This is a genomic window from Candidatus Binatia bacterium, assembly GCA_026415395.1.
Taxonomy (GTDB): Bacteria; Desulfobacterota; Binatia; order HRBIN30; family HRBIN30; genus HRBIN30.
The window spans coordinates 247,646-261,763 of record JAOAHD010000003.1 but is presented as its reverse complement, the minus strand read 5'-3'; the positions used below and the strand labels follow the sequence as shown (position 1 = coordinate 261,763).

At 60.3% G+C, this 14,118-nt stretch carries 7 protein-coding genes and 1 pseudogene; 3 read left to right on the top strand and 5 right to left on the bottom strand.

All coding sequences use genetic code 11. The annotated features are described in order from the left end of the window. Nucleotides 1-22: 22 nt before the first annotated feature. Together N3C12_04075 and hpnI are read right to left on the bottom strand one after the other, a co-directional pair. Nucleotides 23-1,153 carry a hypothetical protein gene (locus tag N3C12_04075; protein ID MCX8071615.1) on the bottom strand — a complete coding sequence of 377 codons (1,131 nt, stop codon included), beginning with the start codon at nucleotides 1,151-1,153 and terminating at the stop codon, nucleotides 23-25. Between the two features lie 71 nt (nucleotides 1,154-1,224). After that, nucleotides 1,225-2,457, bottom strand: a complete 1,233-nt coding sequence (gene hpnI, locus N3C12_04070; protein MCX8071614.1) for a bacteriohopanetetrol glucosamine biosynthesis glycosyltransferase HpnI — start codon at nucleotides 2,455-2,457, stop codon at nucleotides 1,225-1,227. 599 nt (nucleotides 2,458-3,056) lie between these two features. Here hpnI and N3C12_04065 point away from each other — a divergent pair. Then, complete coding sequence (locus tag N3C12_04065; GenBank protein ID MCX8071613.1) at nucleotides 3,057-5,282, top strand: hypothetical protein; 2,226 nt, start codon at nucleotides 3,057-3,059, stop codon at nucleotides 5,280-5,282. Between the two features lie 604 nt (nucleotides 5,283-5,886). Here N3C12_04065 and N3C12_04060 read toward each other — a convergent pair. Genes N3C12_04060 through N3C12_04050 form a run of 3 tightly spaced genes read right to left on the bottom strand, consistent with a single transcriptional unit; the run spans nucleotide 5,887 to nucleotide 10,274 of the window. Next, complete coding sequence (locus N3C12_04060; protein ID MCX8071612.1) at nucleotides 5,887-8,202, bottom strand: hypothetical protein; 2,316 nt, start codon at nucleotides 8,200-8,202, stop codon at nucleotides 5,887-5,889. Between the two features lie 58 nt (nucleotides 8,203-8,260). Beyond that, nucleotides 8,261-8,464 (bottom strand): hypothetical protein, encoded by a 204-nt coding sequence (locus N3C12_04055; GenBank protein ID MCX8071611.1) that lies wholly within the window; start codon nucleotides 8,462-8,464, stop codon nucleotides 8,261-8,263. Between the two features lie 49 nt (nucleotides 8,465-8,513). Then, nucleotides 8,514-10,274 (bottom strand): DUF1446 domain-containing protein, encoded by a 1,761-nt coding sequence (locus N3C12_04050; protein ID MCX8071610.1) that lies wholly within the window; start codon nucleotides 10,272-10,274, stop codon nucleotides 8,514-8,516. A gap of 953 nt (nucleotides 10,275-11,227) precedes the next feature. On the opposite strand from N3C12_04050, the gene N3C12_04045 reads away from it, so the two are divergent. After that, complete coding sequence (locus N3C12_04045) at nucleotides 11,228-11,467, top strand: hypothetical protein (protein MCX8071609.1); 240 nt, start codon at nucleotides 11,228-11,230, stop codon at nucleotides 11,465-11,467. A 1,587-nt stretch (nucleotides 11,468-13,054) separates the two neighbouring features. Further along, nucleotides 13,055-13,609: pseudogene (locus tag N3C12_04040) on the top strand (DUF3179 domain-containing protein). Nucleotides 13,610-14,118 lie beyond the last annotated feature (509 nt).

Sequence of the window (14,118 nt, the reverse complement as noted above, 5' to 3'; positions counted from 1 at the left end):
AAAGCGGCTAAGCAACGTCATCTCACCGACTTGGTTCCCACACTCCGACCCCGTCTGGAAAGTTCAAGCCGTCATCCAACTTCTCGGGCGGTAGCGGCGCTCCGCTTTGATCGAAGCGTATTCGGCGCACGGTCCCCAGGTTACGACCCGGGCCAATGTTGAGCCCGTTTTGCGTAAGCCCGAGGTCCGCGTAGTAGACGACTCCGGTGGAGTCGACCGCGACACCTAGCGGAGTGCCCGTGGAAGGGAAGGGCAGGCTCTCCCCACTCTGGGGGGAAAGAATCCGACGAACGAAACGGCCCTCGCCGTCGTATTCCGCAATCACTCCGTTGAGCACGCTGCTCACCAAGAACGTACCGCGCGGAGTGCCCACCACGGCATTCGGCGTCCGGATGTGGCCGTCTGCCGGGATGAACAGACGCTTTCGCACCGTGGTGGCTAGCGGTGCGCCGGTGACATCCCGGTTGCCGCAACCACCGGCGCTGTCGGCACTGGTCGGAAACGGTCCCTCATACAGGTAAATGCCTGGTTGCTCCCGCGCACTCGCCACGAAAATCCGATCATTAGCGTCGACAAAAATGCCGCCAGCAGTGCCAATGGCTACATCGATTTTACAGTACGACGGGTTTTGCCGGTCGAGCGGAGGAAACCAGACGATCAATTGCCCCGTCGGCGGGCCATCCGCCTCGTTTCCAATATCCGTGGTGAGCAACCGTCCGTCCCGCAAAAAACCGCAGCCGTAGTTCTCAGGCGAGTCTGCCGACGGCTGGTATGTGGGCACGTAGCGTGTAATCTGGGTGGCGCGGAGTTCACCTACGCGCTGCCCCGTTACTTGGAACAAGCCCCAGCCCGGGGGTGGATTGGGCTGGTTGGTGTCTTCACCTGCGACAAAGCGGCCGGAGCCATCGGGAAGAAAGCAAACTTGGCCGTTAATGTCCCGGCCACTGACTGGCGAGTCTGCGTGGCTCGGAATCACAACCTGCTTCTCTCCTCGCAGAGGTGCATATGCACGCAAGCGGTTTCCTTCAGGGGCGAACACGATCACCCGATCAGCACTTGTTTCGCTGCTGGACGCGTCATCGTCCCCGCAAGCGACGACAAAGGACATCACGGCTACGGCTACCCACCACGATACCCCGCTGTACGCCTTCATACGCCCGCTCCAACCACAGGTGGGCGCTGAATGTCAAATCTTTCGGCGGGAACGGACTCCTGTGACAAGAGTCAGGAGTCGGTTCCCGTGCTGAGCTTCGAGGAGGCGGCCGCGTCCACCGTGGCAGGAACCACCGGCAAGCCGTCTACCGGCACCATCTCACCATTGGCCACAACACGAAACCGGTGCCCGCTCCAGGAGACCGTGTTGCCGAAAAACGCGCTTGCCCACATCAAACTTAAAAACAGGTCCTTGAACGGAAGAATCGCAACATCGGTCAAGGTTAACGGCACATCGAGAAAGCGCTGCGCCACAATCCCGGCCACGGTGAGGCGAAACGCTAACAATCCTAAGGCGGCCGCCCATGCCCACGGGTTTCCCCAATACAAAACTAGGTTGGCCAACGCCCACAGGCAGCCGTGTGTGAGCACGAGCGCAAAATAGCTCCCACCGCGGACGCTTCGATACGTGCGGGACCACCGGAGCTGGTGCTCTACGAGGCGCTTCCATGATGGCACCGCGAGATAGGTGTCGACGATCAGCGGGGAAATTTCCACTTGGAACCCGTGGCGGCTCACGAGGTTTCCCAAGAAGAAGTCGTCAGCCAGGTAATGCGATAACGCGAGAAATCCGCCAATTCTCTGCAGCACATCGCGGCGAATCGCCATCGTTGCCCCAAACGCGTAACGGGTCGTTTCAACCATCCGGGCCACAAACACGCTCGGGGTGAAGTCGGTGTTCACAAATAAGGCTTCGATCTTTGCTGGCCATCCGCCAACCGGCCGCGCCCGATAGAGGCAGGTGACCACCCCCACCTCCGGCCGCAGCAAGTCGGCTACGATCGTTCGCAAATAGTGTGGCGGAACACGAATGTCGCTGTCCGCGATGACCAGGTAGTCGTACCGACAGAGCCGGTAACCATTCTGCAGGTTGCTGATCTTGTAGTTTGTGCCGTAAATGGTCGGGTCGACCACCAAATCAATGGCGACGTCTGGGAAAGCGCGGATGAGTCGGCGCACGACCGGAATCGCAGGGTCTGCTGGATCGGCCACCGCGAAAATCACCTGAAACTTCGGGTAATCTTGCCGACAAAAGCTGGCCAAGTTCTCGAAGAGCCCCGGCTCTAAGCCCTTAAGAGGCTTGAGAATCGTGACGCCCGGCACCGGATCGGCAGGGGAATGGGGGACCACCTTGCGCTCCCGCACAAACCGACGCGCACCGTACAAGACCGCCGCGCAATACCATGCCGATACGGCGAACCCCACTGCGGCCAGGAGCTTTAGGAAAACGATCAGCAGCTCCATCGCACAGCACCGCCATTGACCAGTCGGTTAAGCCGGCTTTTTAAAAAAACCCGCTGACCGCGGGTCCAACGCAACATGGGCAGTGTCCTACCGAACATCGACCGTCTGGTCAACCAATCCGGCAGCTCGAACACGGGTACCCTGCGGCTGGCGTGCCTCGTTTTGCAGGTCTCCGAGCGATTACGCCCCACCATCGAGAGGGCACCCACAACCTCGATGAATTCCGTGGTACGGCCTACAGGTTCTCGCTCGGTTGCTTGGTCGGACAACGGCTGGTCCGACAGCGGTTGCTCCGGCAGAAAACCGTCTGCATAGGCTCCGCCCTGCAACAGAAGACTGGTGCTCGCGTAACGCGCATGCCTTCGCGACCGCACACGTTCTTGCTCTCTCTTCGCGCCGCGCAACAACACCGGTTGCCCAAGGTATTCCCACGGCTAGGCACAAAGACGTCTATGGACGCTCAGAACCCAGTCGTCACCGGGAACTGTTGGCCGATGGCATTAAAAGCCTCCTCCAGATTAAAAGCCTCCTCCAGATGGATCCTCGCATTCCCTTGCTTTTTAAGCATCGTGGCTTTGCTGGCCGTACCCTCGCTGGCGATGGCAGCTCCATTACCCGCGCCTGAAATCGAATTTGTGAACAGCACGAACACCAAGCTGCGGCACTGGCCGATTGCCGCCAGCCTACCGATGCCGCGAGCGTCGGGACCAGTGGATGCGGGGAAAATCGCGTTGGAATTTTCCGGGGGTCATAGGGTACCTACGACTGCTCGCGTTTTAACGCGTTGGCCCGACGGCTCGCCGCATTGGATCCGGTTGCAGGGAGAAGCGGATCTGCCGCCTGGCCAAACGAAGGCCACGGTGCGCTTGGAGGACCCCCCCGGCGTGAAGTCCCCACCTCCGAGGCCGGTTCGGCCGGTAAGCGTCCGGGAAGATCGCCAGCGCATTCAGGTGGAAAACGGAACGCTCCGATTTTCTGTGCGCCGCGGAAGTCGCTTTTGGGTGGAGAACCTTTCCACGGAGCAAAAGAAGCTAGATGGCGCTAGCCTTAAAGGTGCCGCGCACGTCGATGGCCGCAATGTGTTCGCTGGACCGGTAGAGCAGGTCAGGGTTCTCGACAGTGGCCCTCTCCGCGCCATGGTGGAGCTCAGCGGCCGCTACGACAACAGTCCTCTCGTTTACCGTGTACGCCTGGAGTGTTTCGCGAATCACCCGTTCCTCCGGGTGTTTCACACCTTCGAGGTTCACAGCAATGAAGTGACCTACGAGCGCATCGCACAACTCGAGGCCCAGTTGGTTCTACCCAAGCTCCATAAGGGAGGCCTTACGGTCGAGGTCGAGGGGCGCGCCCAGCACTTGGCGGAACGAGCTCCGGTCGTCATCGCGCAACGTGACAACAGTACGTACACGGTGAGACACCGGACGGAAACGGGTCGCCTCACCGGTTGGTTTGACGCCCACAATCGGCATCTCGGTGTCACGCTGTGGGCGCGCTGGTTTTGGCAGCAGTATCCGCAAGCGATACGGCTGGAAGGTGAACGGCTTGTTTACGCCCTTTATGGTGGAGACGAGCGCCCGGCGCTCGCTGGAACCGGGTCAGCAAAAACGCACGAGTTTGTGCTCGCGTTCCGAGAGGGCGGAGAATCACCATCGTCATCAGCACTCTCTTCGGTACCGCTCGAGGGGCGGGTGAGTCCGGAATGGCTTGTCAGCGCTCGTGCGTTACGGCAAGCAAGCCTAACCCGGACGGCCGCTGGGCGAAGGTTCCTCACGAACCTTGCCGAATCTTGGGATCGAGTGCTCCGCAGCTATGAGCGCGAGGAGTGGGACGACCGGCAAGAGGTCGAATGTCCCAATAGCCCAGGTGCCACCGATCCGCACGAGCGCCGGCGCCGCGGCTTTTATGGAATGTGGAACTGGGGCGATTGGAACTACCCGGGGTACCACGACACAACCAAAGGCTGCGACGCTTGGGGCAACCTGGAATATGATCTCACCCGGGTGCTGGCGTTGACCTATTGGCTGACAGGCGATGGGCGGTTTTATGACAGCATGGTGGCCGCTGGCCGTCACTTCATGGATGTCGATGTCATCCACTACCAACCCAGATATCCCCAATGGGTTGGGATGAACCATCCAAAGAATCCCCTGCACTGGAGCTTCGAGCTGGGCGGTGTGGACTTGGGGCACACGTGGACCGAAGGATTGCTCTCGATGTATCTTCTCACCGGGGACGAGCGCGCTCTCGAGGCCGCGCGCGGCATTGGCGATTTTTTGTTGCGGCGGGTTCGAGCTCCGATCAAAGGGAATCCACGCCAGTTCGGTTGGCCCCAGATCGCCTTGATTGCCCTTTATGACGTGACTGGCGACGGGCGGTATTTGGAGGGTGCAAAGGTGTACGCACGTCTCGGGATGGAGCGGCATGCTCCGGAGAAGGTGCAAGACTGGAAACTCGGAATCTTGGCGGAGGGCTTGAGCTATACGCACCGCATAACGGGCGACGCAGCCATTAAAGACTGGCTCAAGAAATATTCGGAGGCCGTGCTCGCCCATCCTGCCACTCTGGATCGGCGTGTGTGGCCGGCTGTCGCGTACGTGGCTGCCCTAGAACAAAATCACGGCGCCGCAGCCAGAGCGAGAAGCGTTGTCGAACAGTTGGATTTCGGTGGCTGGGCCAAACCGTTTACAATTGCGGCGCGCGTCGGGTTCGCAGTCCTTGGCAATTTGGCCGAGCTCAAGGGCGACAGCGTGACTACCGACGAGGTTGATGCCGACAGTCGACGGACCCCCATTCCAACGGAGGCACCCAACCGGGGCTGGCAATGAGGGTCGAGAGGCAACCTCCGACCGCGAGCGCACGATCAGGCGTTCCGCAGCGAAATCAGATCGGGACCGCCGTAAACCGGAGTAGCCTCGAGGGGCTTCCTGCGGCCCCCTACCTTCCCGGCAAATCGCCGCCCTCGGTACGAGCCGCCGCGAGTACCTTTTTGAATCATGCTCTGGGCAGTGAAGAAGGTGCCATTATCCTGACGCCGGCGGTGGCGACCAGACATCCAGCTTGGGTGCTCGGGGTGGAGTTGTTTCACCGCGGCTACTTTTGGGAGGCGCATGAAGCTTGGGAGCGCCTTTGGCGGCCTACCCCTCACGGCGCCTTAGAACGCGAACTTTTGCAGGTGCTGCTCCAGTGGTCGGCGAGTCTCCTGCTAGTGCGCTGCAATCGCCGTACTGGCGCTGCTCGCGTAGCGGAGCGCGCGCTTCAACGCACGGTTCGACTCCGTGTCGAAGGAAAGCCAGTGGTACTCGACGTCGACATCCGGCGGCTCGAGCGAACGCTGCGCCGCTACGTCGCGCGCCTTCGCCGGGCAGAGGCGCCGCGCTCACCGCGCGCACTCCGGCCGCGGCTGCCGTTTGTCAGCAACTCTGCAGCCGTTCACTGCACGCCAGGCACATCGCGAAAAACACACGGACCATCGCAAAAGTTCTCCACGCGGCCATCGCTGCGCAAAAACGCATCAAGCTGACGTTGCGCGGCGTCAAGCCGACGCACGGCTTCATGGACTCCGTTCTCGAACGCGGGTGGACGATTGTCCAATGGCGGAGGAGAACCGCCGACATCGTACGGCACCCATGCGGAGCCATCGAAGGGCGCGACGCGCTCCTCGATGCCAAACGCCGGGTACGCGGACGGTGCCACTGCCGGAATCCCAAGGCTGCGAACTTGGATCTCCGTCGCGTAATGCGAAACCTGTGAATCGTTGATCCCTGTGTGGATGAGCACCTTCTTTGGCGGTGTGTTCGGCAACGGGTCGTCGATTAGGTGGGACGTATAGCCGTTAGGCTCACCGCGATCCCAAAGTTGCTGGATCAAGGCGTAGAGCACCGCGCGATTAAGCACGCTGGGGTAGGCCTGGGCTAGAACGAAAAAGAATGGATTGAAGTCAATGCTCCGCTGAAGAAGGAAGCTGTAGTTGGCCGCACCGACCCCAAGGACACCGCGCGTGAGGTTGGGCGCCACGGCCATGAACGCCGCTCCTTCGATCGCCCCTTGGCTATTGCCGTGGTAAAAGAGCTCCCTCCGGTCGATGATCGGCACGCCACCAAACTGAAACGCCGGATGGGATACGAAGCCGTCCTCAGCCAGGAGCAGTTGGCCCAACAGGATCTGATTGATCAAACTTTGCTGGAGGCGGTCGACGAGCTGGTTGAAGCGACTCAAGTCGCCAATAATGCGGAAAGTATTGTCGAGGTCACCATTGGACATCCCGATCCAATCCGTGGCGGCAATGATGAAACCGAAGCGGCTTGCCAGCGTCTGCTGCGGCCCAGCCGTAACCTCGCCTTCGCCTGTGCCGAACAAGCCGTGTCCGTAAATCATCGGGCGGCCCGGCACTGGCTCTTCGCCGTTAATCGCGGAGCACGGGATAATTACGGTAAACGGCGCCCGCGCCCAGCCGTTTTGGCGAGGCACGCCGTTCTCATCGAGGTTGTAAACTGCCGGCGGGCGATCGCTGGTCAGAAACAAGGGCACCCGGTAGGTTCCGCGCACGCGGCGGCAAATTCGGTCGCTGTAGTTCTCATCAATGGCCGTCACTTCGAACTCCGGCGCTCCTGGTCCGTTCGCAGCAAGGGCCTGATCCCGTGCAGCCAGCATTCTCCCTGTGATGGATTCGGTGCTCGCGACCACGAAATCCCAAGCCAACTGCAAGTTGTTGCGTGGGATCCCCGCGCGCTCGAGCCGCGCGAAGATGTCTTCAAAATGGTCCCGACGCTCTTCTATGGCGCGGACGGGCGTGGCAATACGGTCGCGGAAAACCTGGAACGCGCGTCTCGGTTGGATCAGCGTTCCGGAGCTGTCAAGCAAACCACGCAGCGCCACGATGTAGCGGTGGCGCTCTTTCAAACGCACCCCAGGGCGCAAAATCAGACTCCGGTTGGCATCGCTGGTACCATCGGCATCCATTTCCGCGAAGTGAATGATCCGTTCGCCGGTATCTGCGTCGAGGATCACGGTGGGGGAGTCGTCTTCCACCGATCGCGCGTAGTTCGTAATCGGCGGTGCGTTTGAAGCCGCTAAGTCCACCCCTTCAGGAAACAGCGCCAACATCATGGCACCGGGGCTAAAGCCATCGAGGGTGTTCCATTCCCTGGGATCGATGTGCACACCGCGAGCATTTGCTGGCATCGCCTCACGAGCATAGTTGACCCGCCAGCCTGTGGGCGAGGAACTATCTGCCCGGAGAAAAAATGACGATGGGTAGGGGTACAGGCAAAACTCCGGAACGAGGAAATCGCAAGTCTGCGGGTGCAAATCGAGTTCGCACAGCGGTTCGCGCCCTTGGACCTCTGGATCGAAGCAAGTCCCAGGCTCGAAAGTCGGCGTTGCTGTGGGGGTCGAGCTCGGGGTCTCCGAAGCGCTCGCCGAGGCGGTCGCCCAAGCAGTTGCGGTGACGGTAGGGGAAACCGGCGTTGCCGTCTGCGCAGGCGTGTGGCTCGGAGGGGCCACAGTCCGCGTGTGCGTTGGCGAGGACACCGGCTGGGTATGCGTCGCCGTTCCAGTGGCTGTGAACGAAGGCCTGGGCTGCGTGACCGTAGGAGATGGTGGTGAACTCGGGGTCAGAGAGGGGAGCGTCCTGGTCGGGGTCAGTGTTGCCGATGGCGATTCTCCGTTGTCGTCGCCACAACCCACAAAGGTGCTCAGGAACAATGCGGCCGTGATTACCCCAAGCGTTTGTCCTCGCACACTCACAATCATATCCTTTCGCTAGAGCAGCAACCCGATTACACTGGCGGCCCAATCGCCGGCCTCAGGCTGTTCGTTTCTTGGCTGTCGGTTTGGCGAAAAATTTGTTGAGAAAATCCTTGGTTTCCTCCAAGCATTTACCACACAATTCTCGCCGCAACCGCCAACTGGAAGTCGAGCCACTCTCACCAATTTCCACGGAAAACACGGTGAGGTCCGAGTGCTGCTCCACCTCGGCCTCGCAGCGATCACAGTAATACCGAATCATAGGCCTCTCCTTTCTCGTCCCTGGGTTGCGCTGGCGCCTGCCCCTAGCATCACTGCGGCAACAACGCCCGCGGAATCTCTACCAGCTTGGCCCGCACGTACTCGCCGAGGCTCTTGGCTTGCGGATCCATGCGGGTCGAGGCCGCCACACCGTCGCCCAGCAAACCACGAACAACAAAATTCAAGGCCCGCAAGTTCGGGAACTCGTAGCGTTCGATCTCGAGCGGACGCGCCTCCGGCACTAGTTCGCGAAAGCGCTCGGTGGTGAGGTACTCGCGCAGCCAAGAGTAGGCTTCCGGCTGTCGCGTCCACAGCCCCACGTTGGCGTTCCCACCTTTGTCGCCTGAGCGCGCCCCGGCGATCAGCCCGAGCGGGGCTTGCACGACCTCGCCCTCCGGAGGAGGTGGCAAATGCACTGGTGGCGGTTCGACCTTCGGGGCCGCGGCGGATTCGACCGGGGGCACGTCGATCGTCTCGCCCTCGAGGACTACGCGGTGAGGAACCAAAGACGAAGGAATGACCGTTGGCCAGAAAACGCCGTAGGGGCTCGCGTCTGTCGGGGGGCTGGTGACAAAAAAGCCCGGGTAATTCGCCAGCGCCATTTCGATCGCTTTGTTGGTAAACGCTCGCCCAACCTTGGAGGGGTCGGGGTCCTTCACTGCAATCGTGAGGTAAGCAAACGCCTCTTCGTTGCGCCGCGGGTTCGGCCGATCCCAGCGGATTAAGTCTACGTGAACTTCGGCGAAACGCTCTTTGCCGCCCACGAGGGACCACAACGTCTTTTCGGCCACCTCGGCCTTTTCCTCGATATCCAGGCCCGTGAGCACAAAGGTCACTGAGTTACGATACCCGCCAAGGTAATTGATGCAGACTTTCGTCGTGGCTGGCGGTGGCTCACCTCGTACACCCGTGACCCGCACGCGATGTTCGCCCTCTTGAGAGAGGGAGATCGTGTCGAACCGAGCTGTGACGTCGGGGTTCAAGTAGCGCGGTCCCTGAATTTCATAAAGCAGTTGGGCGAGTACGGTATCCGTAGACACCAAACCACCGGTCCCAGGGTGCTTCGTGATGACGAAAGAACCGTCCGGGTACATCTCCGCAATCGGAAAGCCGATGCGTTCGATGTCGGGGACCTCGCGGAAAAAAGAGTAGTTTCCACCCGTGCACTGGGCCCCGCACTCGATAATGTGACCAGCCACGACAGCAGCGGCCAAGCGATCCCAATCTTCGCGGGACCAATTGAAATGCCAAGCTGCCGGACCGACCACCAACGCCGCGTCGGTCACACGCGGGCAAATCACCACGTCGGCTCCGCGGCGCAACGCCTCCGCAATCCCCCAGCCGCCAAGGTAAGCATTTGCCGTAACAACCTGCGCTTGCAGCTCGCGTAGCGGTATTCCCTTGTCGAGGTGCCGGAATTCATGCCCTTCGGCCTGAAGCTCGTTAAGCCGAGGCAGGAGATCGTCGCCCTCAATGTGGGCGATGCGAACACGAAGGCCGAGGCGGTGTGCAAGTTCGCACATTTGCTGGGCCAAACCAGCCGGATTCAGGCCACCGGCGTTGGCGACCACTTTAATGCCGCGCTCCACGCACGTGCCGAGAACTTCTTCCATTTGGCGCAAGAATGTGCGTGCATAACCAGCCTGCGGGTTTTTTTGGCGATCCTTGAAGAGGATCATCAAGGTGAGCTCGGCAAGATAGTCGCCAGTTAGCACGTCGATCGGACCGCCCTCTACCATTTCCCTCGCTGCGCTCAGTCGGTCGCCGTAAAACCCGCTGCAGTTCGCAATCCGCAGTACTTCTTTTGCCATGACACTTCCTAAACACTTCTCCGTCATTCAGAGCAAGGGAGCCTTCATTGAACCTGGCCAAAACCCACAACCACCCATCGCTGCAACAACCTGCACAGTCCTTGCCTGCTACGTAGCGTGGGATTGGAATAGGCGAGGGGGGTGTATGGGAGGGTCGAAGCTCTGGATTACGCGTCCCGCTGTTACCGTTTCGCTCCGACGAGGATCGGGAAAACGCGCCTCGGAGCTCCGTAGCTCGCCGGCCCAATCCATTTTCCGTTTATCCTGCTAACTCCCATGCCGGAGGGGCCGCCCCGGGCACATGTCTCTCGGCTTCCCCCGCAGGGGCTAGGGAAGACCATCGCGCCATTAGACTTCACATCTTCCTTAGGTAGTTTGGGTAGTTTGCGTATCGATGGCACTGCGAGCAAGAGTTCATCCAAGTACAGGAGGTTCTTCTCCACCTGCGGACTGCGCGTTGGCTGGGTTTCCTCGACGCGCACTGTGGCGGCCAGCAAAACAGCGCGGGGTCCTCTGTATGAAAGACCTGCGTAGCAACGCGGTGCTGATGCCTGCCCACGGTGTCCACCGTTGTCTGTCGGCTCGAATCCCACTGCCCATGCGCTCAGCAAGGGTAGCGTCGATGGCGACGTCGCAACTTAGCTGCGGATAGCGGATTCCGTTACCGAGCATTCTCAGCCGCGCTGACAAACGTCGACCTGTTGAGCACGAAGGAAGGCCTTTGTGATTCGCCTCCGCTGCCAGAGCTTGCTGCGCATTTGCTCAGCGGTGGGCGTTGGAAGGTATACTCGGAGTGGGTTCGGAGTTTACAGCGGAACTACTAGGTCAGCGCGCGAACCCGGCACCGCTTAAGGCAAAAAGCACGACGATTCCCGGCAGCACGTCCCTGAAGCCAGAACGGTCACCGGCTTTGCCCTTTTCTTCGACTGGAGTGCGGCACCGTGTTTCCTCCGATGAAGCGAAGCGTTACCACCGGGATCGCCTCACAGCAGCCTTACTTCCGCAGCAAGCTGCCCGCGGGCGCGAGCCCGGCGCAGCCTCGTCAGCATCTTTTCATGACGCTGGCTCACGCAATCTTCATCCGGGTCAATACCTTACGAGCGCTACGAGCAATTGTGCTGTTCCTCGTGATGCGCCCTATGGCAGACGTCTTCACCTCAGCAGAGCGCGGACAACGCGGTTGTTCACACTGATCTCTCACCACTCGTTGTTCACCTTCTGACTTATCCTCCGCGCCACGGGAACGTTCGCGGGGCCAGATGGGTTATTTCCAGGTCGATGAATCGGATGGTACTCCGTTCTGAGTGAAAAGATGCGAGGCAAAGCGCGGGAGCTTTGAAGTGACGGCGGTTCCGCTCATGGACACGCTACATACGACGGCCTTGTACCTCTGCGCCGATCGCGAAGATGCCGCGGACGTATTGCGGGCGACTTACCTCCGCGCCTACCGATCGTGGCATCGCTTCATACCCGGGAGTAATTGCAAAGCTCGGCTGCCCACCCTCCTGTGCAACATCGTTCGCAATCGCTACCGTTCGCAAAGAAGATTGTTTGATTCGGCCGAGCCGAACGAGCTTATCTTCGAGCTCGAAAGCCGCGTCCATCAGGGGCAAGGTGGGGGGACGCGGCTGAATTGTTTTCTTTCAAATCCCTAAGTGAAAAAGTCCAAGCGGTCCTGAACACTCTCCCCCAGCATTCCCGTGAAGTGGTGGTCTTAATCGATATTGATGAGCTTACGTACGAGGAGGCTGCCGCCGTGGTGGGGTGTCCCTTGGGAACGATACGTTCGCGCCTGTCCTGGGCCCGCCACATACTGCGCCAAGCTTTGCTGCCACACGCGCAAGCGCGAAGACAGCTACGCTCGAGATAACGAAAATGGACTGTCGCACTTACCAAGACCTCATCGCGGCCCATGTCGATCAAGCTCTCGACCCGCCGGAGCAGGCCGAGACGGACGCGCCCGTTCGGGCCTGCACGTCCTGCGCCGAAGCACGCGTGACCCACCACCGGGTGCGTTCACTCGTCCGCAGCCACGCGGCCAAGTACGCAGTGCCGCCTGAACTGCGCGCCAGGGTCTTGAGAGCGCTAAACAGCCCGGACGAGCGTGATTCAGCAGCTCCAGTACGGCTCTCTCCCCGGTGGTACGTCGTATTTGCCGCCGCCATTTCAGCGGTAGTTCTCATAGCCGTCACCAGCTTATTCCGTTCACCGCCGCCCGACCTCCTTGCAACGTACGCTGATGATGTCCGGCGAGCCGACGCCGGGAACTTGCCGTCGCAGTCCGATCTGATCGCATCGTGGAACTAAGGAGCTACGAACGGAGCAAAGGAAGGGTTTCTTTCGAGAACCCTGTCGATATCTTCGCGAGCCTGCCTGCGGCCGATTCGCGCGACGCTGGGCGACCTCGGTGGTGTGGTAACCACACTGACCGGCTACGAGGGTCCTGCTGGCAAAGTCATTTGCCGGCGTTTCCCGCTCCGCCTCTCGCCGGGGGGCGAGCGGATCGGGGCGTTCACCGTACGCACGAACGGGGACGTGACGGTTCGGAGTCACATACTCGGCAACGTTAACTGCGCGCTCGCCAGTTCCATGCCACGCGAGCAGTTCGTCCACACATTTGGACAACCGAGGCAGATCGCGGATCCATAGTCCTTCCATGTCTCGTGGTTTGAGCCCGGGAACTTTTCGGTGCGGTTCTGGGTTTAGGTATGGTATACAAGCGCGAGAAGGTGCATTGTTGGCACAGATGGCTCTTATTCGGGATCGTGCTCCCAGCAGCGATGTTCCTGTTTGGCTTCGAGCTTTCCCGGCACACGCTACGGCCGGAAGAGATCCTCTCGGGTGGGTCTCCAAAGGACGGAATTTCTGATCTGACAAGGCCGAAATTTATCCGGGCAGCCGAAGCAGACTTTCTTGAACCCCACGATGAAGTCGTGGGCCTGGCAAGCGGCCGGGAGGCAAAAGCCTACCCAATCCGCATCTTGAACTAGCACGAAGTGGTCAATGACGAAATTTGGGGCAAGGCTGTTGTGGTCACCTATTATCCGCTCACGGAGGGTACGGTTACGTTCGATCATTGAGTCGGCTCCTCCGGCCTCACCTTCGGCGTTTCCGGCAAGCTCTTTCAGAGCAACGTCCTATTGTACAATCATCAAACTGAGAGTCTTTGGTCACAACTGGCGGAAACAGCCGCAACGAGAGAGCATGCCGGCGTGGGGCTTCGCAGTATTCCCAGCGAGCTCACCACCTGGGAGGACTGGCGCGGGCCGTATCCGGAGACTTTGGTGCTTTCGGATGACACCGGTTATAGCCGCGACTACAGGTGGGACCCGTAGGACACTTACCGGCGGTCGGCCGAGATTATGTTCCCGATCCGCAGGCTGGACGCTTGACTACCCGCAAAGGAGTGGGTTCTCGGAGTGCGGGTCAACGGTGCGGCCAAGGCCTATCCTCTGGCCGCTTTAAGGGAAAGCCTCCCGGACAAAATTGGGGCCTTCACCTCCGTATCGAGTACCAGCGGAACGCTCGCCCAGCACGGGTAACAGCAGAGAAGCCGGGGGGAGGTTCCCCCTTCACTCGTAGCCTACTGGTTTACCTGGTCGGCGTTTCATCCGGACACGGAGATCTGGAAAGGGGAGCATTCGCCTAATACCCATGCGGGAGAACGTTAGTCTGCAACAGCGCGCAGGCGATGTGACGCTCATCGGCGCGAGACATCACCCTCTTCTCTGGACTGGAGTGTCCCATTGCGGACAGGTTCCTACGGGGGCACCGGCGCCCAGCCTCTGCGCGCCTCACCGCTGATCCGAGGCCAGCCGAGCAAACGGTGCTGTCGGCAGCTATG

Coding starts and splice junctions, on each gene's coding strand:
- N3C12_04055 (MCX8071611.1), bottom strand. CDS start 8,464: ATGATTCGGTATTACTGTGATCGCTGCGAGGCCGAGGTGGAGCAGCAC.
- N3C12_04065 (MCX8071613.1), top strand. CDS start 3,057: ATGGCAGCTCCATTACCCGCGCCTGAAATCGAATTTGTGAACAGCACG.
- hpnI (MCX8071614.1), bottom strand. CDS start 2,457: ATGGAGCTGCTGATCGTTTTCCTAAAGCTCCTGGCCGCAGTGGGGTTC.
- N3C12_04045 (MCX8071609.1), top strand. CDS start 11,228: ATGAAGCGAAGCGTTACCACCGGGATCGCCTCACAGCAGCCTTACTTC.
- N3C12_04050 (MCX8071610.1), bottom strand. CDS start 10,274: ATGGCAAAAGAAGTACTGCGGATTGCGAACTGCAGCGGGTTTTACGGC.
- N3C12_04075 (MCX8071615.1), bottom strand. CDS start 1,153: ATGAAGGCGTACAGCGGGGTATCGTGGTGGGTAGCCGTAGCCGTGATG.